Consider the following 25724-nt stretch of genomic DNA (forward strand, 5'->3'; position numbering starts at 1 on the left):
AATCTTACGCCCTCTAGTTAACTCTAGGTCAAATGTTTATCTTATTTTTTATCTCCAACGTACTTTGACATCCAGTAATCCAACATGATAGAATTCACTCGGATCAATCCTAGAGTTAACTCGAAGTCTACCCCTCGTAGAAAGGAATTCATTCTAAATGACCTATTCAATCGGTGAAGTTGCCAAAAAATTAGACCTTACAGTATATACATTGCGGTACTATGATAAGGAAGGACTTATGCCTTTTGTAGAACGTACCACGAGCGGAACGCGCTTGTTCAAAGATTCAGACATCGACTTTCTAAAGATCATTCAATGCCTGAAGTTGACCGGAATGCCTATCAAAGACATCAAGGATTTTATTGAATGGTGTTCTGAAGGGGATTCCACCCTGAAGCAAAGATATGATATGTTCACGGAACGAAAAGCCATTGTTGAAGCACAAATGGAGCAACTAAGAAGGACCATGGAAGTTATTGACCATAAACGCTCATACTACGAAACTGCTTTGGAAGCTGGAACCGAAGAGATTCACAGAAGAGTAAAAACAACAGCCGATGCCGTCACCAATTGATGGTCCATCTTTCTCATGACGTAAATAGGTACAAAAATAGCAGCTTGTAATCCTATAACGGATTACAAGCTGCTATTTGGGATATGTTTAGGCACATCGTATGGAATGACATTTCGGATATGCCTCTATATGCGCGTAGAGCCAGCCGTATCATTTTTCCAACAGTTTTATGGATACATTGATTATTCGATTTAATTTAACTTTATCCGTCGAGGTTCTGGCCATGGCTCTAATGCCGACAGAAATATTGTGCAAATACTCTGCCATTTCCTTCGCATCATGGTCTGAGGAAAATTCTCCATCGCGTTGTCCCCATTCGATGATCTGCTCAAACATCCGCTCTGTATCGTTAAATGATTCAAGGGACCGTGTATCTACATCCGAATCACGTGTGCCCAGCTCTACTGCCGAATTTACGATCAGACAACCCGATGGTGTATCCTCTGCTTCACTGATCATCAATCCATAAATGTTATACAGTGCTTCCACTGCCGTCTTGGACGCTTTAATTTCTGCAAGTAATGTAGCACTGATCTTGCCTGTATAACGATCCATAGCCTGCAAGAACAATGTATGTTTATCATCAAATGTATCGTATATACTTCGGCGATGTATTCCCATATGCTCCACAAGGTCACTCATCGATGTCTTCTCATAACCTTGTTCCCAGAAAATCTTCATTGCTTTATCCAACACTTCGTTCACTTCAAACTCTTTACTTCTAGCCATTCGACTTCCCTCCTAAAGTCAATCTAACACATCGGGAACGATCAGTAAATAAAAGACGTATACATCTTCTGTACTTGTTGTATATCATGATTGTGCACTTTTGATTATGTAACCAGCAGTCAGCATGTCTTATCCATTTACATAAAATGTTTGCCTATTCCTATCCGTTTTCTACCGCCTAGGGTCAATATACGCTAGAATGTGATTAATTATTATATTGTGCGAAAAAGGAGATTAACGCATGTCTGATCGATTACACGAGCATCAAGACGAATTAGCCAAACGTATTGACCGTTATTCAAACACCAATGGTGTGCACCAGACGGCTATCCCTTCATTATTTCTAATCCGTGAATCGGTTGTTACTGAACCTATATTTAGAGTGAACGAACCTTCGTTCTGCATTATCGTACAGGGTGAGAAACAGGTCCTGCTGGGACAGGATCGTTTCCGATATGGTCCAGGAAGTTATATCGTGGCAACCGTTGACTTGCCGGTTAGTGGACAAGTGATTCAAGCCTCGTCTGAGGCTCCTTATCTGGCCCTGAAACTTGAATTTACGTCCAGTGAGATTCTGGAGGTGTTGAACCACTCCCATTTCCCGGCAAGACCGCAGAAAACGACGAAACGTGCAATGTTTGTAAGCCAGGCTGAGCCATCTCTGCTGGATGCAGTTGTCAGGTTAATACGTTTGTTGGAAGATCATTCGGAAGATATACCACTGCTCGCTCCTTTGTTCAAGAAGGAAATTCTCTATAAAGTTCTGAAAGGCCCCCATGGGATTGCCTTGGAACAAGCTACCATTGCGGGCAGCCATACCTATCGAATCAGAGACGTTATTGAATATATTATGAATCACTCTGAGCAAAATTTTCGGGTGGAGGATCTGGCCGATTTGGCGAATATGAGTACTGCCTCGCTGCACAGACACTTTAAAGAAGTGACTGCCATGAGTCCGATTCAGTTTCAAAAACAACTTAGGTTGCAAGAAGCTCGGCGCTTGTTATTATCCAAGTCCACCGATGCAGCAGATGTAGCATTTCAGGTAGGTTACGAAAGCCCGTCGCAATTCAGTCGTGAATATTCTCGCATGTTCGGTTTACCGCCCAGAGAAGATATTAAACGCCTGAGAGGTATGGATCAATAAAACAACTGCCCTCATCTGTCATGGTACTAGCTAATACTGTTCCGTATCACTAAAAAAGAGCATCTCCCCGTCTTTTAATGACGTTTGGAAATGCTCCTATGTTACTCTATTATATTTTTCAGTCCAATTTTACTTTTTCGAAAGCAAGCTATCCGAAATAAACTGCAGCTGACCTTCCAACGTTAACGGATCGTTGTACGAGTCTGAAGTCGGGTCAAGCTGGAACACATGATTGGCCTTCACCGCAGGCAAATTTTTCCACAATGGATTATCATATACGATCTTGGGATCAGTTTTGTCTCCCGACCATGGGCTGGTGAAGATGATATCCCCCGCATACTCCGGTAATAGTTCCATGGATATCGAAGCCCAACCAGTACCGCTGTCAATTGCTTCAGCTTGAGCCTTGGCAGGTGCCTTGAGACCAAACTCTCCATAAATAATTTCACCGCCTCGGCCGTAGTTGTGCCCAAATACAAATAATCCTTTGGCATACGGATTCAGAATGGATACCGTGCGATCACCCACAGCTTCCTGAACCTTAGGCTTCATTTCGTTAATCTTTGCTTCCCATTTAGCATTCCATGCTTTAGCTGCGTCTTCTCTATTGGTAAGCTTACCCATCTCAAGCATCAGATCCTTGAAATTGCGCTTACCATAATCAATCTGTACGACTGGCGCAATCTGCTCCAGCTTGTCGATGCCCTCTGTGCCTGTGTACACAATAAAGAGGTCGGGTTTTAAGCTGATTAGACTCTCTGGTGTAGGCTTTTCACCCAGATCACTTGTGCCAGCTTCTGCAAGTTGATCCTTGATATACTTGTTGTTCATCGCTCCTGATAAAGCGCCGACTACCGGTGCATCGAGGGCAACAAAGTACCCCGTCGAAAATGACGTCAAATCAATAATGCGCTTAGGATTTTTGGGTACCTGTACTTCACCTGCATCCGATTGATATGTAACGAGTTCCTCTTCGGCAGTTGCTTCTGTACCAGCAGAAGAAGCTGAATCCGAGTTCGTCTTGGTTTCTGTTCCCGCAGTTTCATTCGTACCGTCCCCGGTTGTACTATTGCTCGTGGTAGATTGACCACAAGCACTAAGTACTAGCAGCAAGATGAGTGCCATTATGATCCATACTGATTTTCTCTGTTTACGCAAAATAAACCCACCTTTTCGTTGATATTGATAATCGTTATCAACGATATCATGCTCTGAAGTATTTGACAAGCTATGTTTATTTCCCTCCCTCTATGAACTCTAACTTGCAAGTCACTAACTTAAGCGGCTATCATCAATAGAGTAGACAAATCACCTTTATTAAAAAGAGAGATCATTGGAAAGCCAATGACACGTATTCAAGGAGGACAACATGGAAGAAATTATGTTATGGTTAAAGTATTTGTTTTTAGGTATTGTTCAAGGCGCAACGGAGCCGATTCCTGTCTCCTCCAGCGGTCACTTGATCATCGCGCAGAGACTGATGGGCATGAAGCAGAATGGATTGTCATTTGAGATTTTAACCAACACGGCATCACTTATCGCTATTATTTATATTTTCCGGGAAGATATCAAAAAGTTGATTATTGGTGCACTAGGTTACCTGCGTACTCGTAAAGAGGAATATAGAGCAGACTTCATGTTTTGCTTATACATAATTATTGGTACGGTTCCTGCTGCTGTCGTTGCGGTCCTGTTCAAGGATCGGATTGAAGAAATTTTCTCGTCCGTCTACACTGTTTCCATCGCGCTATTGATTACCGGCGTTGCCTTATGGCTGATTCGTAATCTTCGTGGCCGCAAACAAGACGGTGATCTGTCTACAAAAGATGCATTGTTGGTCGGTCTCGCTCAGGCGGTAGCTCTTATTCCCGGAATTAGCCGTTCAGGGGCGACTGTAATTGCTTCCATCGCTGTGGGCATGAAACAGGAAACGGCACTGAAGTTCTCCTTCATGCTGTATATTCCAATAAGCATTGGTGGACTCATCATGGGTGTATCCGACATCGCCAATGATCCAAATCGATCACAGCTGGCGATCCCCTATCTGATTGCATTTATCACAACACTCTTCGTTACCTATTTCTCCATGAGATGGTTTATGGGCATTATGGCAAAAGGCAACCTGAAATACTTTTCGTATTACTGTTTTGCCGCAGGAACATTGTTGCTGATCTTCTTATAAAAACAAACTAATCACACCAAAAGGAACAACCAGCGATGGTTGTTCCTTTGTTGTATCTAGCAGAGCCATCAGTTAAATCTTCAGCTGAGGCGGCGTATTGTTTTTTGAGTCATGTAGTTCTACTTTACTTTCAGGTAAGATTAGTTTAAACTGATCCCAAATAAACAGTACGGTCTTTTATAATAGGTACTACCCGGAAGGATAGTGTTAATAATGAGTATGGCTGACTACCACGGTAAAGTTAAAAACATTCAAGATACCCCTTTTGGATATACGTTGTCCGTTATTGGTGGCAAATGGAAAATGGTGATTATGTACCTTTTGTCAGAAAACCCGCCTGTCCGCTTCAATGAGCTGAAAAGACAGATCGGAGCCATCACATATAAAACATTGAGTTCACAGCTCAAAGAACTGGAGGCAGATGGCATGGTAGAGCGCAAAGAGTACCCTCAAGTCCCTCCTAAAGTCGAGTACCGACTGACAACGAAAGCTGAGAGGTTACTGCCCGTTTTGGAAGGACTGTGCGAATGGGGCGCTCAATATCAAGACCCATCGATCAATAATAGCGTAACGGATTAAACGATTTTGTCTACATGTTCAGATGAGATCATTGGAGTACATTGCATATATTAAAGCTAAAAAAGTCGCCCATAGGCGACTTTTTCTTGTATATTATGCTCCTCTATCCGTTCAATAACGGAAGTTATGATTCGTGCGTAACATTTACCTTTTCGTGTACCAGATCTTTCTGGTAGGCCAACACTTTATCCCAATTGCCACTGAATACAGGGATTCGATAATACCCTACGCGCTCATATAGTGCTGCAGCTTCCGGCTGTAATGGACCGGTTTGCAGTTTCAGGTTGGTATAACCAAGTTCGCTTGCAAGACGCTCCGCCTCAGCCAAAATAGCCTGGGCTATCCCCTTACGGCGGTAGCCACTGCGTGTATACATGCGTTTAACTTCTACAGATGTTTCATCAAGGGGTCTAAGTGCTCCGCAACCAACCGGGTACCCGTCGATCCTCGCAACGATAAAAGCCGCCCGTGGCACTTCAACGTCGGACAGTTGAAATCCCGCCGTTCCATCACCGCCATATAACAAACCGAGTTCTTCACTCAGTTCCTTGATCAATTGCAACGAATCCTCGCTGCGAATATCTTCAGCTGCTGCATGCACGATGTGTGTCACCCTACATACCCCCTTTATCTCATTGGACTTATTGGTTTTAATGATATGTCTAAATTATCATTCCCAACAGCAAGCGTCAATTCCCCCATCCATTGAATATTTCTATAAGTACGCCTCAACTCACTCCAGAATTGGAAAATTTGAAATTGTTTTGACATGAATGATTCCTATATTAATCACGACTATTCTCTAACATTTTGCATGTTACTATGGTTTGGCATACTGCAAAATGGCTGTAGCCGCACGAATTCGCAGCTCTTCTTCTTCACTGTGCAACGCTTCCTTCAGCACATGAATAGCTGCTTGAATTGTAGCTTCATCTATTCCTGTTGAGAGAGTGTGTGTTGCTTCAGCTGCTATGCCGATTGCAAGTCCGCGATCCAGCTGTGCTTGTGAAACGGGATGCTCAAACTTTGCAAGCGTGGATGAATCTTTTAGCAGTGCCTGAACTTTGTCATTTAGCTCAGCGAGAGGAATACGACCCAACCATGTAACCCCGCGGCGGTGACAGATCAAGTCCTCTTCCGTACCAGCGGAATCGTCGTAATAATAATCCCCGATATCCCCCACATACGTCCATTCATCATCGCTAATTAATACATAATCTCCATCCTGCATGAGGTTGGCAAACATATGTAATGTCCCGAGTGCTCTCGCCAATTCTGCTTCATCCAAGCTAGCGTGTTGAACCAACTGTTCCTTCCATAGCTCCGGGGGTGTTTGCTCCAGATCTCCTGTACCGGACCAAGCGATACCAATATAATTTTCTTCCAAAAATGATGCTACTCTGTTGATTCCGTGCACGGTAGACTGGATGTGATACAGATTCATGCTTATCGCCTTCCCTTCAATCATTCGTATGAACATAGTTAATCATTGTAACATTAGTGGTGTCTATTTCAAACGTAATGATCTCTTTGATATAGCCCCAGGCTATAACTAGGTATAATTTAATGGAATTACGTTATAACTCCGGATCTGTGATAAATTTTGTGTAACATAAAAGCAGAGGGGTTTTAAACAATGACGAAAAGTAGTGTATTGGGATATCCGCGTATTGGTGCTGATCGCGAATGGAAGAAAGCGTTGGAAGCGTTCTGGGCAGGAAAATTGGAGGAAACAGAATTTCACGCACGTTTGCAAGAGATCCGTATCGATCATTTGTGTAAACAGCAAGCAAAAGGCATCGACCTCATTCCGGTTAATGATTTTAGTTATTACGATCATATACTGGATACGGCCGTGATGTTCGGCATTATTCCTAAACGTTTTGCTTATGATGGTGGCTCGGTTCCGTTGTCCGTATATTATGGCATTGCCCGGGGTACGAAAGATGCCGCAGCGAGCGAAATGACAAAATGGTTTAACACCAACTATCACTACATCGTACCTGAACTGGAGGGGGCTTCCCCAACTCTGACGGAGAACAAGCCACTTCTCGCTTATCGTGAAGCAAAAGAAAAACTCGGCATTGAAGGAAAACCGGTCATCGTTGGACCATTAACCTTCCTGAAGCTCTCGAAAGGCTATGATAAATCCGAGACTGACGCATGGCTGGATCGCTTGCTTCCACTTTACACTCAATTACTCCAGGAACTTGCGAGTGAAGGTGTTCAGTGGGTGCAGATCGACGAACCTATTCTGGTCACCAAATTAGATGATGAAGACGTACAGCGTCTGAATAATATATATGAGACATTTGCGGCGGCCGTGCCGGGCCTGAATATCATGCTGCAAACGTACTTTGAATCTGTCGAAAACTACAGTGACATTGTGTCATTGCCAGTGCAAGGGGTAGGACTAGATTTTGTACACGGACTCTCTGGTAACATACAATCCATTCGCACATCCGGTTTCCCGGCTGACAAAGTGCTCGGAGCAGGTATTATTGATGGACGTGGGATCTGGAAAGCTTCCCTTCAAGGCAAACTGAAGTTGCTGAATGAACTGGCTGAAGTCGTAACGTCTGAACGTATCATCGTGCAATCATCCTGCAGCCTGCTGCATGTGCCCGTTACCACTGCACGTGAGGCAAAACTTACATCTGATTTGAAAAATGCTCTTGCGTTTGCAGATGAAAAGCTGGATGAGATTGTTCTTTTGACTACAGCCCTATATTCACCAAGTGCAGAGATTACAGCCAAAATAGACGAAGCAGAGCTTCCCCTTCAGGCACTTCAGCAATCCGAAGATCGGAACCGCACAGCTGTACAGAAAGCCGTTGCTTCCATAAGTGTTCAACAGCCAGAGCGCTCCCGTCCGTTTGCAGAGCGTCATGAAGCCCAACAGACCAAATGGCAATTGCCACTTTTCCCGACAACAACGATTGGCAGTTTCCCACAATCTGCTGAAGTCAGAAAAGCACGTCAGTTGTGGCGAAAAGGCGAGTTGAACAACGAACAGTATGCTGCCTTCATCCGGGAGCAGATTGATATCTGGATTAAGCTTCAGGAAGAGATCGGAATTGACGTATTGGTACATGGTGAGTTTGAGCGTACCGATATGGTTGAGTTCTTTGGCGAGAAACTTGCCGGTTTTGCCTTTACACAGTTCGGCTGGGTACAGTCGTATGGTTCACGTTGCGTGAAGCCGCCTATTATCTTCGGGGATGTTGCGTTCACGGGTGAAATGACGGTAGAAGAAACGAAATATGCTCAATCGCAGACCGATCGCCCTGTTAAAGGCATGCTGACTGGCCCAATTACCATCATGAACTGGTCGTTCGTACGGGAAGACATTGCTCGGGAGCAGATTGCCTATCAATTGGCGTATGCGCTAAGACAGGAAGTTGAAGCACTTGAACAGGCAGGCATTGGCATGATTCAAGTTGACGAGCCGGCTGTTCGTGAAGGGCTTCCGCTGAAGGAAAATGAACAAGCCGATTACCTGGCCTGGGCGGTCAAAGCGTTCCGCATTTCCACGTGCACGGTGCACGAAACGACCCAAATTCATACGCATATGTGCTATTGCGAATTCCATGACATGATTGATTCCATCGAAGCCATGGATGCAGATGTCATTTCTATTGAGACATCCCGTAGTCACGGCGAACTGATTCATAGTTTTGAAGAAAATACGTATGAGCTGGGTATTGGTCTTGGCGTATATGATATCCATAGTCCACGGGTTCCAAGTGTGGATGAAATGAGCAGCATGATTGAACGCGCCCTGCGTGTTCTTGATCCGAATCTGTTCTGGATCAACCCGGACTGCGGATTAAAAACCCGTGGACAGGAAGAAACCGTGGCTTCCCTCCGTAACATGGTGGATGCAACCAGAATCGCCCGTACCAATTACGCTTCCGCTGCTGTATTGTAATCTCTGCTGCGAAGCAGCATATTTAAAAAAGTAAAGCCTGACACTCCTTCGTTAAAGGGGTGTCAGGCTTTTTATGTGCTTAAATTTTTGTAGTTACTTTTAACGCACCTTCATTTCACTTGTATTATGAGGGATCTTGGGCGATCTTGGGGGTTCCTGCCGCTTTTCTCACCATCCAACTCTTACGACTAAATACTCTCTTCCAGCCATTGCTGTAAAGGGATGTCTTCAGTAAGTTCGCCCAGCAATATGTGACGGAACTTCCCTTCCTTATCAATAACCATCGTAGCGGGCAAACCCGTAATACGATACATCCCTGATATGTTACCCGTCACATCAATGATGACCGGAAAATTAAACGCTTGCTTATCCATAAACTCACGAATCGTACCCTTTGATTCCCCCACGTTAACAAACAGGGTTGCCACATCATTCTGATAGTCCTGGGCAATCTGATGTACGAGCGGCATCTCCCTTACACAGGGCGTGCACCATGAAGCCCAAAAGTTAATCATGACGGCTTTGCCCCGATAATCCGACAGCTTCACTTGCTCGCCTGCTGAATTAACCGCTGTGAACTCAGGGGCCCTTGCACCTACTTGAATCATATTGGCTCGCCCTGACTCAGGTGTCGATACATTTTCAAAAATAGCCCATGCACCTGCTAACAAAGCGATCAATCCAATCAAAATTGTAAGAGTACGTCTGCTCTTAAGATTCTTCTTCTGCACTGAACTCACCTTCACTTTAAACCAAGACTTTGATGAAATGCTGCATGGAGCGAACCGAATTGATCACGAAAGTCACGGGTGGAGCCCTCTCCCACACTACGTCCCTGGTTCATGAATATCACCTGATCCGCAATATCATCTGCAATCTCCAGCTGATGGGTTGAGAACACGACCATGTGGCCTTCCTGCTTGATACCCTTGAGGAGCTGAGCTAATTCCTGCATCCAGAACGGGTCCAATCCATTTGTTGGCTCATCCATGATGAGCAATGGAGGTTTGGACAGTACAGCTTGAGCAAATAACACACGTTGGCGCATACCTTTGGAGAAAGTCGTAACCCGGTTTTTCTTTTGATTCTCCAAACCTACCATAGTCAGTACTTCCTGTACTCTCCCCTTGGGAACTTTCCGCAGAGAAGCCCAGAACAGAAGCATTTCCTCCGCACTTAATCCCTGATTAAATTGATAATCATCCGGCATATATCCAATCTGCTGTGAATAATGTTTGCGCTCCTTCAACCAACGAATATTGTTGACTACAACGTCACCCGTGGTAGGCCGAAGAATTCCAGCGATCATACGCAGCACCGTGCTCTTTCCTGCGCCATTGCCTCCACAGAGGGCAAGCACTTGACCGGAACTCATGCGAAAGGAGATATCCTCAACAATACGTTTCTTTTTAATGGATTTTCCCAATCCCATCACTTCGAGTCCCACCTTATCCATGAGAACGCCCCCTCTCCCAGATCGCGTATATGGTCAGGACAGAGCAGGTGATCCAGAACAGACATATCCCGATGAAAATCCAACTGCCACTGGGTTGCTGCACCCACTCCACCCATTGATAATATTCAGGCCCTAGAATGGATCCGCCTCCCAGTTTGATGACTACGAACAATCGCACCAGCTCAGCCGGATTAATGAACGTTAGCATAACCAGCATCGGTTTGACCCACAGATAAGGCATCAATCCCAATACTGAGAGCAGTAACGTTGGCCATCCAATGACTGTGAAAAACCATACGGTCACCGAGATGGTTAATGCCTGCCAACGATTGCGCGACAACGAACCGAGGAATAGAGCCAGTGTCAGAAATAACAACACCAGTCCACACGAGAATGCCAGAAAGAGAAGATATGTCATGACATCCAGTGGATTCCCGACTACTCCGCTAATCACTCCCATCAGGCCGTATCCAAACGCAACAATGGTAATCAATACAATCGACAACCCGACATACTTGCCCACAATAAAGGGCATCGTACCAATGGGATATGTCGCCAGCAGTTGCCAACTGCCATCTTCCTTTTCGGATGTTAGTGAGAAGGAACCGAGGAACAGCGTCATTAATGGCAAAAGGTATAGAATCAGATTCAGCATCGAACCTGTTGTGCCCGAATATCCTTGAACCAGATTCTGCGAATTCAGGAGTAACAAGCTTAAGCTAAATGTGCAAAAAAGAATCAGAAACGAATACGCCCAGGGATTGCGAAATCCCATCTTCACTTCCCGTCTTGCAATCTGTATCATATCTGCCATCATTGATCACCATTTTCTATGGTCATACCTAGTGACCTGACTCTTCTTTCGTCTCATCTTCCTGGTGTGTCTCATCACTCATTCCTTCGTCACTCATACCCTCTTCTCCGTGCCCATGTTCACCCATCATGTCCATATTCTCTGTATTTTGTTTCCAGTCATGTGATGCAAGATCCTCAGCAGTCATAATGGTCCCCACACCTTGCTCTGCAACGAACGCTTCAGCCGATGGCTTGTCCTTGAAAGTTAGAATTCCATAGGCCATAGGCGTGCGCAATGAAGCATCATATACATACGTGGCTTTGCTGTATTCAATCCATTCCTTGTCATTATAGTCACGCACATAGTCCATGCCGATGTTATCTGTGCCATTCTCTGTTTTCCACTGGTTCATGCAACCGATATCATCAAACTTGTAATTCTGGCCGTCTTTCGTAGTGAGCTGTGTTGCATATGCATCGTCCTTCACCTGCATTTTACATATCGCGCAGATATCGACCTCTTCATTGATCGGCAATGCCGCGTATTTTGTTCCGCAAGCTGTTAATAATACGATGCCAAACATAAGTACCATAAGCATTGACCATCTTCCGTTCAAGCTTTTGTTCATTTTCGTGATACCCCCATATAGATAATGATAAAAGTCGCTATACCCAGCAAAGCTAGCCCAATGATCCAAACCATATGGGTACCTGTAGCTGTTTCCACTGTTATGTGCAGATCAGATCCATTATCCATGCTCATTCGTGGCGACTTGTCAGTAGTCCATTGTTCTCTGCCTTCTGTAAACAAGTCACTCAGAAAGACCATGCCCGGTGATTGAAAAAAGAGCTGATACGCAGAATTTCGACTGACCAGTTGCTCATAAAAAGGATTAATGGCATAGGAAATCTCACTGATTCCGTCCTGATTTAGATCGAGCCCCTGAAAGGAGTCCCAGTAATTCTCCATCATGACATTGTTCGGGCTATCCAAAGCCGAAGCCTCAATAACATTGGAGACCCATTGGTTATGTGTAAATTCGTTATCTTCTGCCAGAACCAGCTGAATGCCCACAAAATTCCGAAGTACCGCATTGCCACGGATCTCATTGCCCGAGGATTCTGCTATATTCATACCGACACGGTTGCCCTCCACCACATTGTTGAGTACAGAGGATTGATGTACGTCATACAACAGAATGCCTTGGGAATGAACATGGGTACTTTGTTTGCGAAAAGAATTGCCCGATATAACCGTATTCTTGACGCCCATGATCATGGCACCTGTCATGTTCTCTTCTCCGGTATTGTCCATGACAGAAGAGCCGTCAATGTACATAAAGTGGATGCCATACCTTGTATGTAACAGCCTGTTATTTCGAACGGTAGATATGCGACTGTTCTCCAGATAGATGCCATCCCGCATGCCTATGATCTCATTGCCTTCAATGTAGCTGTCATGGGCGTTGTACAGATCAATTCCATTGCCCTTCTGGCTACTGGTTGCAGAACCAGACCCCACCCACGTGATCTTGTTCCGCTGAATCGCCGCCTGACTTGAATTCCGGATGATTATCCCAAAACCCTGGGTCTGAATATGCAGATCCGTGATCTCACTGTTGTTCCCTTCAACCTGAATGGCTGCAGTCTGTGCATTCGCACCATGTTCAATGGTAAAACCTCTCAACTTCACCCCATCCGAACGAATCATTATTGTAGATGTGGCTTCCGCGTTAACAACAATGACCGTAGGATCGCCCTGAATGGTGATGTTCTTATCAATCGTTATGGGGCCTGCATATCGGCCTGACTCAAGTACAATGACATCTCCGGATGCAGAACGGTCAATCATTGGCTGAAGGGGAATGAGATCACGTTCTACAGAGGCGGCCATGGCCTTTCCCTGCGGGAAATACAATAGGGCAATCAACATGCTAATTAGAAAAGGCAGGACCAGGCCCCTGCTTTTCTTGCAACAGCCAAACACACGCAACCTTTCCCCAAAATTATTCATGATTCATCCCGCGCAAATCTGGCTCCTTGTTGCTGAGGTGTAATACTGCGGCGTTGTGTTTAACAGATCTTACGTCAATCTCAAACATACTTTGGCTGTACACACCATCCCTCCATTTCACTCAGAATCATTCATCCTTATTCCTCATCCATTGAACAACCCAATAATGAAGCGTTATCACAATCCTGATCACAGTGTACTTAAAACGAATTTTTTTCCATATAGCTCAATTAGGCTATAGACAGCACATTTTTGTGTCGATATTGTGATGTAACAAAAAAAGCCGCCATAATGGCGACTTCTAAGTGATCCGATTATTCAAATGGATAGGTCCAAAATTTTTCTCTACCAAAGCGTTTCTTGATTTCTTCATCATCGAGCTCACGATTTCCGACAAGCTCTGCTGCCTGGAATTGGGAACGATGGGCACGAATTGATGCCATTTTTTGACTTAAAAATCCAGTCACATCAACGAATACATCTGCTGTGCCAATGAACTGTTCATGATTATTCGAAAACGCAACACAGTGAACCACTGGCCGCTCAGCTACAGGAAGACGAGTAATCGTGCGAATGACGGCTTCTCCCGTAGCATCATGATCGGGATGAACACTGAAGCCCGGATAGAAGGTGATGACGAGCGACGGTTTCAGTTCCTCAAGCAGTGCCATAATACAATCGTCGAGCAGCTGCGGGTCTTCAAACTCAATCATTTTATCGTGAAAACCGAGCATTCTTAAGTCCTGGATTCCGATCGCTGCGGAAGCTTCAATCAGTTCTTGCTTGCGAATCGCAGGCAATGTGACTCTGTTGGCAAAGGGAGGAATGCCCATGTTGCGCCCCATCTCGCCAAGTGTCAGACAAGCGTAGGTTACATGGGCACCGCCATCTATGTATTTGGCTAATGTTCCCGATACAGAGAAAGCTTCATCATCCGGATGTGGATACACCACCAAGATTCGCTCATGCTCATTGTGTGTCGTATTCATGGTTTTTCCATCCTCCACTTTCATCAGAACATCTCCCGACTCAGTTGTAACGCGACAACCAGCTTGCCTTGAGTGTCGTGACCAGCCAGAATAAGTCTTTCGTTTTCCTGTTCGTCAATATGTGTAAGACCCTCGGCATATATCCATCCCTGAGTGGTTTTTAGACCTACCCGGTATGGACCCGTACCCGAAATGGAGCCCTGCGTATATCGTATGGCCGCATTGGTAATGAATGCCGATGCCGGATGCTTCGAGCTATCATAATGATGTGCATATGCACCTGACGTGAGTTCCAGATGTACGTATAAGTCCTGATCAGCAAGTTCACTGATTCGGAGCTGAATATCTTGAGGTTTGATCGGTTGCATGGCGGCCTCCTTGTCTATTGATAATTGTTCGAATTCCATTTTAACATAACCACGAGAGAATATACATGGAAGGACCGAGTCATCACGGTTGAGGGATACAATGCTGAAAAACAAGAACAGATTTGTGCGTTTTTTTCTCTTTTTATTCACAGAAATATCTATATGATGAAATGTAGGCAAAAAAACGCCTATGATAAACATTCTAAATCTTAAATAAATCTGGCTCCAACGTGTTTGGAAAGGAGTTGAATTTGAAATGAAACCTATAGTACAGCTACTGCATTTCGGCTATCATCAGGCGATGAGCTGCATATTTCCTGTAGCGATCTTTGGCACATTGGCCCTATCCAGCGTCATCCCAGTTCCTTTTCTTTATCGATATGATGCGATCCTGCTGGTATTGCTTGTTGTGCAGTACCTGATGTATCGAAGCGGCTTGGAAACCCGGGATGAAATCAAGGTCATCTGTGTATTTCACATGATTGGCCTGGCGCTGGAGATCTATAAAGTATGGATGGGCTCATGGTCATACCCTGAGCCGGCGTACACCAAAATCCTTGGTGTCCCTCTATATAGTGGATTCATGTATGCAAGTGTAGCCAGCTTTATGTGTCAGGTGTGGCGAAGACTGCGAATGGACATGACTGGATGGCCTGGTATATTACCTTCCGGTCTGCTCGGTGCAGCCATATATATCAACTTTTTCACCCATCATTTTATTCCCGATTTTCGCTGGTGGCTAACGGTGCTTGTATTTATTGTCTTCTGGAAAACGTGGATTATCTACCGGGTACGGGCAACGACCTATCGAATGCCGTTATCCATTGCTTTTGTCATTGTTGGTTTCTTCATCTGGACTGCTGAGAATATCGCTACATTCTTCAATGGCTGGAAATATCCTGATCAACATGATGCTTGGCAACTGGTTAGCTTTAGCAAGATCAGTTCGTGGTTCCTGCTGGTGATCATCAGCGTCATCATCGTTGCGCAGCTCAAATATGTGAAAGCCAATCGAACAACAGATGATCCTGCGTAATATCCATCATCACACCCATATGCATCATCGTTCAACATTCAATGAGCCGCTGTCATTCGCATCTTCAATTCGCTTGCTTGCTATAAGTTCGCCCTCAACATTATAAGCTTGAATTGTATATGGGATATCTGCTGCGGGTGGCAAGAAGGCATACCAGATCAGGTGCTCTAGGCCCACCTCAACTAATTTGGTTTCTATCTCTACTGGTTTTCCATTTTGCTTGATTTCAACAGTTACACGTCTGATGGTTGGGTCTACGATGTCACCAAACAACATGGGAAACGGGGCCGAGACTTTATCCAACTTCGGTATATTCATATAATTCAAAGCAAACTTGGTGTGTAGACCCTTACTTATGGAATAACCTCCACCCCATACCCATTTCCATCCGAACATGTTCTTGCGAGTATACTCCATCTGAAGATTACTGTTGTTTTCCCGACCCTTTTTTTGTGTGAACAAAATCATGCCTCCGTCTACAGCCTCCTGATGAATAAATTGGGAGGTATAAAACTCACCTCTAAATTCCTGAACTGCCCTCTCAGGACTGTTCGCTATAGGAATCTGTATAGGTTCACTTAATCCCCAAACTTTAGATATGCGTTGATCGGCTAACCCCCCTGCACGTTCATTCATATACATATATGTCAGGACTGACAAGGGCGAGAGTACAATTACCATTGTGATGATTAGCAGGATTCTCCTGTTACGTTTGGACATCTCCGAGTGCACTCCTTATAAAAACGATGAAATATTAAAAACAATCACTCTAATATTACCATAATTAGTATATGGATTCTTGTACGAATCCAATGTGTCCAATCAAAAAAGGTCGCCAACGGCGACCTTTCAAGTATTCATCGAAGCTATTCTCCCAGGAAGATCACTTCGGTTTCCAATTCAACCTGGAACGTATCATATACTTTCTTCTGAATAAATTGAATCAGATCCATGTAATCCTGGGCAGTAGCGTGATCCACATTTACGATAAAACCCGCATGTTTCATGGAGATCTCTGCACCTCCGATACGAGTGCCTTGCAAGTTACAATCCTGAATCAGTTTACCGGCAAAATGTCCTTCGGGTCGTTTAAATACACTTCCACAAGAGGGGAACTCAAGCGGCTGCTTGGATTCTCTCAGGAACGTTAATTCATTCATTTTGCTTGCAATATCTTCCTTGTTTCCTTTTTTGAGCCCGAATTCGGCCTCCAGTATGATATAGTGATCCATCTTGAAGAGACTATTTCGATAACCAAACTTCATCTCTTCTCGAGGGATCTCCAATACTGTACCGTCTTTGGTGATCACAGTCGCTCGTTCAACAACATCTTCGATCTGCCCCCCATAGGCACCCGCATTCATGTAGAGTGCGCCCCCCGTGCTTCCGGGAATACCGCAAGCAAATTCCAAACCGGTTAAGCTATGCTCCAAAGCAAGCCTGGATACATCAATGATATCAACGCCACTTTGCGCAATCATACTGTCTCCACTCACTTTAATTTGATCGAAATGACTAAGGGAAATGGTTACACCTCGGATACCTCCATCTTTGATGATGACGTTGGAGCCTTTGCCAATAACCGTCAGCGGCAATTGATGTATGTTGGCAATCTCTACGATTTTAGTGATTTCGTCTATCGTTGTTGGATGGATGAGGATATCTGCTTTACCACCAATTTTAATAAACGTGTGATTTTTTAGCGGTTCATTGAATTTTACTTTTTCTAAAGGTATGTGTTGCTCAAAAATATTCATGATTTTCTCTCCCTGCGTTCTCAAAAAGAACATGATTCCTCTATTTTAAATGGAAAAGCACTCACATTACAATCCATCACATTTATTTCACTTCACTGAGCCGTATAATGTATCCTTTCTTCCCTCTGTTCTGATATATGATATTCACCTAACCATGAGGGATGTTACCTTCTCAAATAGTATGAGCAAAATAAAAAAAACGCTACTGAAAACTTCAGTAGCGTTTAGTGTGAATCTCAATTTAATTATTGTGTAAATCAAGGTTTTACGTGGTTGGGATATCCGTATCCGTCAGCTCTACGGACAGTTTCCATAGACGAAGAGCTTGCTCAGGATCAATCGCATACTTCTTCACCCCATAGAAACCTCCATCCTCAGGAGCCAATTCACTGATGTCACAATCCTCGCAGTAGACACCGCCTTTGCCCTCAAGCTGAGGAGAAGTTGCTGCCCAGACTTGCGTTGCCGCCCCCTGTTCAAGTGTTTTGAATGCAGGATTGGCCACTTGTCCAGATTCATCAATCCAGCCCAATGCGATCATCTCATCTTTAGGCATATGACGCTGCAACGGCGTCATAATTCCACCTGGATGAACCGAGAACGCACGCACTCCCTGTTCAGCACCACGTCTGTCCAGCTCAACGCTGAATAAAATGGTTGCTGTTTTGGACTGTCCATAGGCAGGGAATTTCTCATAATCATGCTCAAACTGGATGTCATCCCAACGAATCGGTGAGAAATGATGTCCCGCTGATGCCAAGGAAACAACACGTGCCCCACCCTGATTTGCAAGTGCTGGCCATAACAGATTAGTCAATGCAAAGTGGCCTAGGTGATTGGTTGCAAATTGAGCTTCCCATCCAGGACCAATACGCGTCTCCGGACAAGCCATGATGCCCGCATTGAGAATTAACATGTCGATGTTGCGATCACTCGCCACAAACCGCTCGGCAAAGGCACGAACACTTGAGAGATCCGCGAGATCCAGTTCGTCAATTTCCACACCGGACAGTCCGGATAGAGCTTCTTGGGCAACAGCTGGCCGGCGTGCCGTGACAACGACGTGAGCTCCTGCTTGGACGAGTGCGCGTGTCGTCTCCAGCCCCAGGCCGGAATAACCCCCTGTTACAATAGCAAGTTGTCCTGTCAGATCAATATTACTTAATACGTCCTCTGTTGTACTCCGATGATCGAATCCTGAGCCAATTTTATGTTGTAAGGTTTTAAAGGTATCTTCTTGTGTCATCTCATCTGTCTCCTTTGAAATAGTTTCTATCTAATGCAAGTCTACACCTTAGAGTACACTCTAGGTCAAATACAGCGAATCATTCGTCTTAACGTCTCCGTTCAATCTGAAAAAAGCCGCCGGTTGGCGACCTTTTGACTCGGAACCCATAGTTCCAGCCTATGAACTTATCCATAATTGGTATTTCCCTTGTTTCCTTCCAGTTTGTAAACTATGGAGAAAACCTCAAGGAGTGATGAGCATATGGAACTCTCAGTAAAGCAGCTGTTCGATAAGGTAGCCCAAGATTATGATGTGCAACGAAAACAGCTTATCCCTTGTTTTGATGATTTTTATGGAATGGCTCTGAATCTAATGGAGTGTTCGCTTAATTCGCCACGTATTCTTGATCTGGGTGCAGGAACGGGCCTTCTCTCCGGATTGGTCCTGCAAAAGTACCCCAACGCACGATTAACCCTGATCGACATTAGTGATCAGATGCTCGAAGGGGCACATCGAAGGTTTGCTGATGCTACACAAGTAGAGTACCTGGTTGGAGATTACTCAAGCTACAACTTCACCAGTTCCTACGATATGATTATTTCCTCCCTGTCTATTCACCATCTGACCCACGCTGACAAGAAAAAGGTGTTTGAAACTGTACATAAGCTGTTAGAACCAGGTGGTCGCTTCATCAACGCAGATCAGGTTCAAGGAAGAACTCCCGATACGGACACCTATTACCGCCAGCGCTGGTTAGAAGCAATTCATCAAAGTGGCTTGTCTGAGGAAGCCATCTCGGCTTCGATTGAAAGACGCAAGGTGGATATCAATGCCACGCTGGAGGATCAGTTTATGTGGTTGGAAGAAGCGGGGTTTCCTGTGGTTGATTGCATGTACAAATCCTTGGACTTTGCGGTATTTTACGCGCAAAAATAAAAAAGACCGGATTAGAGGCGCAAGCTATGCCATGATCCGGTCTTCTCCCTATAATTTTCATTCTGAAACAATTATTTCAGCGATGCTGGAAGCTTAACGCCAAGAAGTTTGCCTTCAGCCTGGATAATAATCATTCCGTTTGTCTTCAACGTCGTGTTGTGCAGGTCACCACCAGTGGATACTCGAAAAGCAGGCTGCCCCGTCATCATGTTAAGTGCAAGTAAGGTGCCGTTACGTTGCGCTCGATACATTCCTTTACCGTAAACATCGATCTGAGAAACGGGGGCATCACCATGCCACTGTACCTCCTGACCATTAGCCAGCTTAATGCCTGTGAGTTCTCCCGTGTTGGCGTTTCTGAAGATCAACCGTTCCTGTGTAATGCCAACCCACACCATATTTTCTCCATAAGGGCTACGAAAAGTTCGAAGTGGCGTGGGTTCAGACTTGGTTGAAGTCAATGAATACTCGGCTATTTTATCCCCTTGCAAAATGTATAGTTTATCTTTACTCGTAAAAATTCCGCCATACCCATTTTCATACGGTGGATCACCAGGGATTTTCCAGGTGTATTCCTGACTTCCTTTTAACACACCCGTCTTCAGGTTGTACGCATTAACTTTCCATTTGCGTTCAGGCGAAGATTCGTCATCATCTCCCAACATTGGAGAATAGTAATCCGCTGAATATACAAGACCGTCTTTGATCTGAAGAGCCTCCCCCTGACCAAAATGACCCCATAGCTTCTTGCCTGTTTTCTTGTCGTATGCATTAAGCTGAGTGGACGTAAGTGCTCCTTGAACAAAAAAAGTTCTCAGCACCACACCATTAGCTTCTTCCAGATACTCAGTACCATGACCTTCCCCTAATGGTTCATCTGCCGACCAACGCAATTTGCCTGACTTGATATCCAGTGCAAACGTTGTACTTCCTTTAATCACGTAGAGCGTATCCATTGTTGGCACCAACACTTCTGTACGTTGAACCGTATCAATCCAGGTGGATGTGACAGATTGCCATTTTGCTTTGCCTGTTTTTGCATTCAAGGCATAAGGCTTATGATCACTGGTCAGTCCGTAAAGGACGCCGCTTTGATAGGTGATATAAGGTGTCAGATCTTTGCCGTAAGTCCAGAGCCTTTTACCTGTTGTCGCATCAAGTGCCACCAACTTCGATCCAGCAAACGTGAATACTTTGCCCTCTTCTGCAATGGCACTTGCTCCGATGTACGTCTCATTCATATTCAAATAGTTATCTACATTTGCTGTCCAAGTAGGTTTCAGTTCAGGTACAGTGATTCGCTGATACGAATACCAGTTACGAATGGATACATCCGATGCTTCAGCATGTGCCTGAGATGGCAGTACGCCGATGACTCCATGAACCATCAGCATTCCGGCAGTAAGACCAGCAATGATGGGTCTGCCTGCACTTCTTTTATAATGCTTCATTGTGTGACGTTTATGTCGATTGATCATAGAAAGTGATTCCTCCTGTGATAAATGAGCCTAATATATAACTACATAAAATATAACGAGCATTGAGGCCGAAAAGTTACTCGATTGTTAAATTATTCTAAAAATCAAAAAGCCGCCAGTTGGCGACTTCCTGAATACGACATTAGTTATGTGACAACGTTGGGAACGTGATTTTGTAATGAGGTCCCTGCTTTACTTTAATTCAATCTGGAATACATCACCGGCGTTGCCACCAAAAACGATAAAACCACTTTTCGGGAGCTTCGTTGATTCCTGATTGGTTGCTACAGAGAAATCAACCACTACTCCTTGATCATCATACACTGCGTAACCTCCGCTGTTCGGAGAATTCACCGTGATGGATTTGTTCGCCGATCGGGAATCGATGGCATACCACCTTGCTTGACCATTAGCCGGGATAGTCGTAATTCCTTTTTTTCCACCAAAGATTGGCGTAATTGCATCCTCTGCAATGTATTCCTGCCCATCCTGGATCAAAATCTCGGCACCATTTTTCGTGTAAAATTGTAGATCGAAAGCATCTCTTCCGTTCATCACAGGAATCTGGGCGATGTTCTTCGCATTATTCGCATCCAAGATTTCCGTGCCATTGGCGTAACCATTTTGGGCATCAACAGACAGATTTTTGATCAGCATCGATGGAAGCAGATAAAAGATCGATGTTATTTTTTCATCCAGTGCGTAATATTTCGAGCCGTCACGAGCTGTCCATTTCTCTTTTGTTGTTGCGTCCAGCGCATGTTGATCCAGTTTTTGATAATCATACGTGTTCATTACGGTTTGGCCTATCCCAGGTAACGTTATCACGGCCTGAACTTTAACATACACCTTGTCATTACGTTCCTTCACAAAACTGGCTTTCACGCTGCCATCTGTACTTGTAAAATGTTCATCACCTGTGTACACATAGTTCTGCTCTGGAATAATTCCACCCAGCAATGCAGGCAATTTGAACTCGTCATCCTCGATCTTTATATCCAACGTCTCTCCTACCGTACCGTAGAGACCGGAGTACGTGCTTAATTCTGTGGGCATCTTCACTTTATCGGGTGACGAGAAGGTCTGATCGGGCTTCACCTTGTCAATAATACCTTGATCCGCCAGAACTTCCAGTAGCACTTTGCTGGCAAACATCTGATTGTAAACGGAAGATCCACCGGAAGATAAGACCGCCATTGAAATATCATGTTCAGGTATCGTGATTAACACGGCATGATACATCATGGTATCTCCGCCTTTGGCAAGTGCGGTAACCCCATAATCGCTGAACGGTGCAAGATCCACCGCATCCCACCCCAAGCCATAATTGATCGTATTTTGCTCATCTGATACCCAGATGCCCTTACGATATTCATGAGCTTGCATGGCCTTCACAGCAGATTCGGACAGAATATCCGGTCTATTCCCCATCAAAACCTCTCCGAATTGACTCAACTCCTCTGCGGTGGAGTACACTCCGCCTGTACCGATAATGTTTGCATTTTCGGTTGGCATCTTCATTGCAAGTGTTGGCCAATAGGTCTCAGATAACTTTTTTCTATCAAAGTCATCCATTGGCGTCTTCGTTGATTCCAACTTCAGTGGCTCGCTGATGTACTGGTCGATATATTCGCTGTAGGATAACCCACTCACCCGTTCCACCATAAGCTCCAGCAACTGGAAGCCATCATTGCAGTAGACAGAATAGGCTCCCGGCTTGGATTTCAGTTTTTCGGACTGGAGTTTGAGTAATAGCTCGTCATGATTGCGGGTGTCATTATCGTCAAACAACATACTGTTTCCATAATGTGTACCGTAAAGACCGGATGAATGATTCATCAACATGCGCGGTGTGATTTGAGTATATCGCGGATCTGCCATCTTAAAGTCTTTGATATACGAAGTAAGCGGCTCATCCAGATCTATTTTGCCGGAATCAACCAGCTTCATGGCGGCTGCCGTAACAACCATTTTGCTAACCGAACCTATGCCATACATGCTTTCCTTGTCTATTGGTTTTTGTGATGCCTTGTCGTGCAATCCAACACTATCTGATAAAATGAGTTTCCCTTCGTCCCTGATCGCATATTGTACACTGGTGACACCATAGTTTTGCACCATCTCCGTGGCGATCTGCTCCGCCCGTGTCTCAATCGTTGTACTGGTATTCTCCTTTGCGCTGACATCTGTCATCGGCGTAATTACAATCACGGCTGTACATAAAAGACTAATTAATTTTTTCATCCCAATGTCCTCCCTCAAATGTTCTTATGAATGAATTCATCATATCCGGTAAATGACAGATCGAACGCAATTGGACCCTGAATGGAAAAAAACAATCCCCGAACGGTATGTTCAGGGATTGTCGGTGTGAAACGGAAGCACGACCATGTTGTTAAACTTCCGAGACGGATGTTCAATACTCATATGTCCGCCATATTTCTCGCATATTCTCGAGATATTGGTTAGACCGATGCCATGGTACTCGGGATTTGGCTTTTCACTTTTCAACTCAACGATCGGTTTCTCTACATGATTCATAATCTGAATGACAAGTGCAGATGATGTGGAGTGAAGTGCAATAAGGACATATCGATCCTCCGCCTGTCTAACCTTCTTGGAGGCTTCAATTGCGTTATCGAGCATGTTACCAAGCACCACGCACAGATCATAACGATCGATTTGGATATGTTGCGAGTGGAGTTGGATTTTGGTGTCGATTTTGATTCCGTTTGCCTGCCCCATAGCCAGGGTATTTGTAACAAGAGCATCAATGACCAGATTGCCGGAATTCACCCGCTGATACGCACCTTCAATGGTATTCAATGTAGACTGGATATGGTCACCAGCAGCCACCAGTTCGTTACGTTTGATGCATTCATCTATATACAAAAATTGCTGATTGATATCATGGATGATGCTTTTAATATTTTTAAAACTATGAACGGTCTTCTCATAATTGGCATCCTGGTAATCCATCTGACGCTGTAACTGGGTATTTTCATGCGTGAGCTGTGCTTTTTCCACCATATTATCAAATACATAAACAATGAATACATTGAGAAATAGAGAGCCTAGTACAGAAAAGACGTAGAAAATGTTTTTTTCACTATAGATGGAGGCCACATTGATCTGATAGATCGTAATTATCGGCACAATGAGAAACAACAAATAATAACGATAATGCACAGCAAAACCTCTGCGTTTCGCGACTAGACGTACAATTTGAATAACAATGAACATGATACTGCAACCAAGCAGCATCACCTTGGAGAGAATCCAGTGATTTTCACCATTGAACTGTTCCCATGAGATGAAGTCTCCTGTGGATTCCAAAACGCCTAGAATATATACAGCTATCGTATTCGCCATTGTAATCAGAACCCCATACAGGATGGTAAACACAAGCTTGATTTTAAGCTCCACATCATAGGATAGTGCCAGACTGAAGATTAATACTAGGGCAATCGCTGTCGAAACGAGGTCGGAGAAGGAAGTTGCCAAATAAAAGTAATCCAACAGCACAAATACCAAGAAATAGACTGCTCTACGCGGCTTCCGCTTGGACTTCCCCAACACAGAGTCAAAATAAAAATTTGCCTGGAAAGCCATAAGTAAGGTCACGAAGATGATAGAAAACATCATATACATGTCCATTTACTGAACCCTCATAATCATGTATTTGGTATAGGCATCCTTGACTTCCTTAATCTTGGATCTGCCTATGGGCAGCTCCGTCCCATTTAACATAACGACTTGAGTACCGGAAAACTTCTGCACGTGCATCAAATTAATGATAATCGAGCGATGAATCTGTAAAAAACCATGGTCTTTCAAACCGGAAGCATAGCTGGATAAAACACCTTTGGTCTCATGCACATTTTCTCGTGTCACCACATTCAACTTGTTCTTGATCGTTAAGCTTTTGACGACCTCCATCCAGAGGATGTCATCATATTTCAGCAGCAATTCATCATAGTCTGACTTGATCAGCACATACTTTTTCTCCAATGCCTGAAAATATTGACACAGCTTAATCATCTTCTCCTCGAAAACTTGCGGCTGTATTGGCTTGATCAGATATTGAAAAGTGATGACATCGAAGCTCTCCACCATGTATTCCGGGTAACTGGTCAAGAACATAATCTGTACATCCAGAAACTTCATATTCCTGATCTCTTTAGCGGTCTGGATTCCGTTCATTCCACCCATCTCCACATCCAAGATGAGAATATGAAATGTATCCCCAACCTCTCTGTAGTGTGAGAGCAGTTGTTCTCCAGATGTGAATAGGCTAATTTGAAAATCAAAATTGGTTTTTAGAGATAAGGAGACCAGCATTGATTTCACACGATCTCGCTGCTGCTGCTCGTCATCACAGATTGCAATATTAAACATGGAGGGACATCCGCCTTTCATCAACATCGACTCTGAATTTCACTCTCGAATATACTATTTTAGCATAGGTTTCAGTGTCGAATTAGGATGAGATGCATTATTCCGACCCTAAAACGCAGATCAACAA

Annotated in this window: 25 protein-coding genes; 7 read left to right on the forward strand and 18 right to left on the reverse strand. The window is 44.3% G+C overall.

Annotation, left to right across the window (positions count from 1 at the left end):
• Positions 1-157 precede the first annotated feature (157 nt).
• On the forward strand, positions 158-574 hold the full coding sequence (locus ACX9NY_RS09265; protein WP_339242579.1) for a MerR family transcriptional regulator: 417 nt from the start codon (positions 158-160) through the stop codon (positions 572-574).
• Positions 575-724: 150 nt separating this feature from the next.
• On the opposite strand, the gene ACX9NY_RS09270 is transcribed toward ACX9NY_RS09265, so the two are convergent.
• Entirely contained in the window at positions 725-1303 is a 579-nt protein-coding gene (locus tag ACX9NY_RS09270; RefSeq protein ID WP_472478287.1) for a TetR/AcrR family transcriptional regulator, read from the reverse strand.
• A gap of 241 nt (positions 1304-1544) precedes the next feature.
• Here ACX9NY_RS09270 and ACX9NY_RS09275 point away from each other — a divergent pair, with 241 nt between their 5' ends.
• Positions 1545-2450, forward strand: a complete 906-nt coding sequence (locus ACX9NY_RS09275) for an AraC family transcriptional regulator (protein ID WP_342573040.1) — start codon at positions 1545-1547, stop codon at positions 2448-2450.
• 129 nt (positions 2451-2579) lie between these two features.
• On the opposite strand, the gene ACX9NY_RS09280 is transcribed toward ACX9NY_RS09275, so the two are convergent.
• On the reverse strand, positions 2580-3677 hold the full coding sequence (locus ACX9NY_RS09280) for an ABC transporter substrate-binding protein (protein WP_472478289.1): 1098 nt from the start codon (positions 3675-3677) through the stop codon (positions 2580-2582).
• Between the two features lie 142 nt (positions 3678-3819).
• On the opposite strand from ACX9NY_RS09280, the gene ACX9NY_RS09285 reads away from it, so the two are divergent.
• Both ACX9NY_RS09285 and ACX9NY_RS09290 read left to right on the forward strand, forming a co-directional pair.
• On the forward strand, positions 3820-4632 hold the full coding sequence (locus ACX9NY_RS09285; protein WP_339261084.1) for an undecaprenyl-diphosphate phosphatase: 813 nt from the start codon (positions 3820-3822) through the stop codon (positions 4630-4632).
• A gap of 213 nt (positions 4633-4845) precedes the next feature.
• Complete coding sequence (locus tag ACX9NY_RS09290) at positions 4846-5211, forward strand: winged helix-turn-helix transcriptional regulator (RefSeq protein WP_472478291.1); 366 nt, start codon at positions 4846-4848, stop codon at positions 5209-5211.
• A gap of 124 nt (positions 5212-5335) precedes the next feature.
• On the opposite strand, the gene ACX9NY_RS09295 is transcribed toward ACX9NY_RS09290, so the two are convergent.
• Together ACX9NY_RS09295 and ACX9NY_RS09300 are read right to left on the reverse strand one after the other, a co-directional pair.
• A complete protein-coding gene (locus ACX9NY_RS09295) occupies positions 5336-5824 on the reverse strand; it encodes a GNAT family N-acetyltransferase (RefSeq protein WP_339261081.1) in 489 nt (162 codons plus the stop codon).
• A gap of 207 nt (positions 5825-6031) precedes the next feature.
• Complete coding sequence (locus tag ACX9NY_RS09300; RefSeq protein ID WP_472478294.1) at positions 6032-6655, reverse strand: hypothetical protein; 624 nt, start codon at positions 6653-6655, stop codon at positions 6032-6034.
• Between the two features lie 192 nt (positions 6656-6847).
• Here ACX9NY_RS09300 and metE point away from each other — a divergent pair, with 192 nt between their 5' ends.
• Positions 6848-9142, forward strand: coding sequence for a 5-methyltetrahydropteroyltriglutamate--homocysteine S-methyltransferase (gene metE / locus ACX9NY_RS09305; RefSeq protein ID WP_472478296.1), 2295 nt, complete (start codon positions 6848-6850; stop codon positions 9140-9142).
• A 188-nt stretch (positions 9143-9330) separates the two neighbouring features.
• Here the strand turns inward: metE and ACX9NY_RS09310 are convergent, their stop codons facing one another.
• The 7 genes from ACX9NY_RS09310 to ACX9NY_RS09340 form a co-directional block, all read right to left on the reverse strand.
• On the reverse strand, positions 9331-9873 hold the full coding sequence (locus tag ACX9NY_RS09310) for a TlpA family protein disulfide reductase (RefSeq protein WP_472478298.1): 543 nt from the start codon (positions 9871-9873) through the stop codon (positions 9331-9333).
• An 11-nt stretch (positions 9874-9884) separates the two neighbouring features.
• The gene (locus ACX9NY_RS09315; RefSeq protein ID WP_339261077.1) at positions 9885-10598 is read right to left on the reverse strand and encodes an ABC transporter ATP-binding protein; all 714 of its coding nucleotides are present in this window, start codon (positions 10596-10598) and stop codon (positions 9885-9887) included.
• The gene (locus ACX9NY_RS09320) at positions 10591-11412 is read right to left on the reverse strand and encodes an ABC transporter permease (protein ID WP_339261416.1); all 822 of its coding nucleotides are present in this window, start codon (positions 11410-11412) and stop codon (positions 10591-10593) included. The genes ACX9NY_RS09315 and ACX9NY_RS09320 overlap by 8 nt, the downstream gene beginning before the upstream one ends.
• A gap of 28 nt (positions 11413-11440) precedes the next feature.
• The gene (locus ACX9NY_RS09325) at positions 11441-12022 is read right to left on the reverse strand and encodes a nitrous oxide reductase accessory protein NosL (RefSeq protein ID WP_339242559.1); all 582 of its coding nucleotides are present in this window, start codon (positions 12020-12022) and stop codon (positions 11441-11443) included.
• Positions 12019-13407, reverse strand: a complete 1389-nt coding sequence (locus ACX9NY_RS09330; protein ID WP_472478301.1) for a right-handed parallel beta-helix repeat-containing protein — start codon at positions 13405-13407, stop codon at positions 12019-12021. Before ACX9NY_RS09330 ends, ACX9NY_RS09325 begins: the two co-directional genes overlap by 4 nt.
• 314 nt (positions 13408-13721) lie before the next feature.
• The gene (gene bshB2 / locus ACX9NY_RS09335) at positions 13722-14420 is read right to left on the reverse strand and encodes a bacillithiol biosynthesis deacetylase BshB2 (protein ID WP_339242556.1); all 699 of its coding nucleotides are present in this window, start codon (positions 14418-14420) and stop codon (positions 13722-13724) included.
• Positions 14420-14764 (reverse strand): YojF family protein, encoded by a 345-nt coding sequence (locus ACX9NY_RS09340; RefSeq protein ID WP_339302526.1) that lies wholly within the window; start codon positions 14762-14764, stop codon positions 14420-14422. Before ACX9NY_RS09340 ends, bshB2 begins: the two co-directional genes overlap by 1 nt.
• A 256-nt stretch (positions 14765-15020) precedes the next feature.
• Between ACX9NY_RS09340 and ACX9NY_RS09345 the strand changes: the two genes are divergently transcribed.
• Positions 15021-15800, forward strand: coding sequence for a DUF817 domain-containing protein (locus tag ACX9NY_RS09345; RefSeq protein WP_472478304.1), 780 nt, complete (start codon positions 15021-15023; stop codon positions 15798-15800).
• Positions 15801-15824: 24 nt separating this feature from the next.
• Here ACX9NY_RS09345 and ACX9NY_RS09350 read toward each other — a convergent pair whose 3' ends face one another.
• The 3 genes from ACX9NY_RS09350 to ACX9NY_RS09360 form a co-directional block, all read right to left on the reverse strand.
• Positions 15825-16520, reverse strand: coding sequence for a hypothetical protein (locus ACX9NY_RS09350; RefSeq protein WP_472478306.1), 696 nt, complete (start codon positions 16518-16520; stop codon positions 15825-15827).
• 146 nt (positions 16521-16666) lie between these two features.
• Positions 16667-17557 carry a UDP-N-acetylmuramate dehydrogenase gene (gene murB, locus ACX9NY_RS09355; RefSeq protein ID WP_472478308.1) on the reverse strand — a complete coding sequence of 297 codons (891 nt, stop codon included), beginning with the start codon at positions 17555-17557 and terminating at the stop codon, positions 16667-16669.
• A 265-nt stretch (positions 17558-17822) separates the two neighbouring features.
• On the reverse strand, positions 17823-18803 hold the full coding sequence (locus ACX9NY_RS09360) for an SDR family NAD(P)-dependent oxidoreductase (protein ID WP_472478309.1): 981 nt from the start codon (positions 18801-18803) through the stop codon (positions 17823-17825).
• A gap of 243 nt (positions 18804-19046) precedes the next feature.
• On the opposite strand from ACX9NY_RS09360, the gene ACX9NY_RS09365 reads away from it, so the two are divergent.
• The gene (locus ACX9NY_RS09365; protein ID WP_472478311.1) at positions 19047-19721 is read left to right on the forward strand and encodes a class I SAM-dependent methyltransferase; all 675 of its coding nucleotides are present in this window, start codon (positions 19047-19049) and stop codon (positions 19719-19721) included.
• 71 nt (positions 19722-19792) lie between these two features.
• Here ACX9NY_RS09365 and ACX9NY_RS09370 read toward each other — a convergent pair whose 3' ends face one another.
• The 4 genes from ACX9NY_RS09370 to ACX9NY_RS09385 all read right to left on the reverse strand — a co-directional run bounded on the left by ACX9NY_RS09370 (position 19793) and on the right by ACX9NY_RS09385 (position 25597).
• Entirely contained in the window at positions 19793-21199 is a 1407-nt protein-coding gene (locus ACX9NY_RS09370) for an outer membrane protein assembly factor BamB family protein (protein ID WP_472478313.1), read from the reverse strand.
• Between the two features lie 192 nt (positions 21200-21391).
• Positions 21392-23443, reverse strand: coding sequence for a serine hydrolase domain-containing protein (locus ACX9NY_RS09375; RefSeq protein WP_339242539.1), 2052 nt, complete (start codon positions 23441-23443; stop codon positions 21392-21394).
• Positions 23444-23554: 111 nt separating this feature from the next.
• Positions 23555-24856: a GHKL domain-containing protein gene (locus tag ACX9NY_RS09380; RefSeq protein ID WP_339242537.1), complete on the reverse strand. Its 1302-nt coding sequence runs from the start codon at positions 24854-24856 to the stop codon at positions 23555-23557.
• Positions 24857-25597: a LytR/AlgR family response regulator transcription factor gene (locus ACX9NY_RS09385; protein WP_339242535.1), complete on the reverse strand. Its 741-nt coding sequence runs from the start codon at positions 25595-25597 to the stop codon at positions 24857-24859.
• Positions 25598-25724 lie beyond the last annotated feature (127 nt).

Source organism: Paenibacillus sp. CB74, from assembly GCF_055687625.1.

Excerpts from the sequence above, each read along its gene's own strand:
- ACX9NY_RS09290 (WP_472478291.1), top strand. The coding sequence starts at position 4,846 with ATGAGTATGGCTGACTACCACGGTAAAGTTAAAAACATTCAAGATACC.
- metE (WP_472478296.1), top strand. The coding sequence starts at position 6,848 with ATGACGAAAAGTAGTGTATTGGGATATCCGCGTATTGGTGCTGATCGC.
- ACX9NY_RS09340 (WP_339302526.1), bottom strand. The coding sequence starts at position 14,764 with ATGCAACCGATCAAACCTCAAGATATTCAGCTCCGAATCAGTGAACTT.
- ACX9NY_RS09315 (WP_339261077.1), bottom strand. The coding sequence starts at position 10,598 with ATGGATAAGGTGGGACTCGAAGTGATGGGATTGGGAAAATCCATTAAA.
- ACX9NY_RS09300 (WP_472478294.1), bottom strand. The coding sequence starts at position 6,655 with ATGAATCTGTATCACATCCAGTCTACCGTGCACGGAATCAACAGAGTA.
- ACX9NY_RS09345 (WP_472478304.1), top strand. The coding sequence starts at position 15,021 with ATGAAACCTATAGTACAGCTACTGCATTTCGGCTATCATCAGGCGATG.
- ACX9NY_RS09330 (WP_472478301.1), bottom strand. The coding sequence starts at position 13,407 with ATGAATAATTTTGGGGAAAGGTTGCGTGTGTTTGGCTGTTGCAAGAAA.
- ACX9NY_RS09380 (WP_339242537.1), bottom strand. The coding sequence starts at position 24,856 with ATGGACATGTATATGATGTTTTCTATCATCTTCGTGACCTTACTTATG.
- ACX9NY_RS09360 (WP_472478309.1), bottom strand. The coding sequence starts at position 18,803 with ATGACACAAGAAGATACCTTTAAAACCTTACAACATAAAATTGGCTCA.
- ACX9NY_RS09365 (WP_472478311.1), top strand. The coding sequence starts at position 19,047 with ATGGAACTCTCAGTAAAGCAGCTGTTCGATAAGGTAGCCCAAGATTAT.
- ACX9NY_RS09325 (WP_339242559.1), bottom strand. The coding sequence starts at position 12,022 with ATGAACAAAAGCTTGAACGGAAGATGGTCAATGCTTATGGTACTTATG.
- ACX9NY_RS09370 (WP_472478313.1), bottom strand. The coding sequence starts at position 21,199 with ATGATCAATCGACATAAACGTCACACAATGAAGCATTATAAAAGAAGT.
- murB (WP_472478308.1), bottom strand. The coding sequence starts at position 17,557 with ATGAATATTTTTGAGCAACACATACCTTTAGAAAAAGTAAAATTCAAT.
- ACX9NY_RS09375 (WP_339242539.1), bottom strand. The coding sequence starts at position 23,443 with ATGAAAAAATTAATTAGTCTTTTATGTACAGCCGTGATTGTAATTACG.
- ACX9NY_RS09320 (WP_339261416.1), bottom strand. The coding sequence starts at position 11,412 with ATGGCAGATATGATACAGATTGCAAGACGGGAAGTGAAGATGGGATTT.
- ACX9NY_RS09275 (WP_342573040.1), top strand. The coding sequence starts at position 1,545 with ATGTCTGATCGATTACACGAGCATCAAGACGAATTAGCCAAACGTATT.
- ACX9NY_RS09270 (WP_472478287.1), bottom strand. The coding sequence starts at position 1,303 with ATGGCTAGAAGTAAAGAGTTTGAAGTGAACGAAGTGTTGGATAAAGCA.
- ACX9NY_RS09285 (WP_339261084.1), top strand. The coding sequence starts at position 3,820 with ATGGAAGAAATTATGTTATGGTTAAAGTATTTGTTTTTAGGTATTGTT.
- ACX9NY_RS09350 (WP_472478306.1), bottom strand. The coding sequence starts at position 16,520 with ATGTCCAAACGTAACAGGAGAATCCTGCTAATCATCACAATGGTAATT.
- ACX9NY_RS09385 (WP_339242535.1), bottom strand. The coding sequence starts at position 25,597 with ATGTTTAATATTGCAATCTGTGATGACGAGCAGCAGCAGCGAGATCGT.
- ACX9NY_RS09265 (WP_339242579.1), top strand. The coding sequence starts at position 158 with ATGACCTATTCAATCGGTGAAGTTGCCAAAAAATTAGACCTTACAGTA.
- bshB2 (WP_339242556.1), bottom strand. The coding sequence starts at position 14,420 with ATGAAAGTGGAGGATGGAAAAACCATGAATACGACACACAATGAGCAT.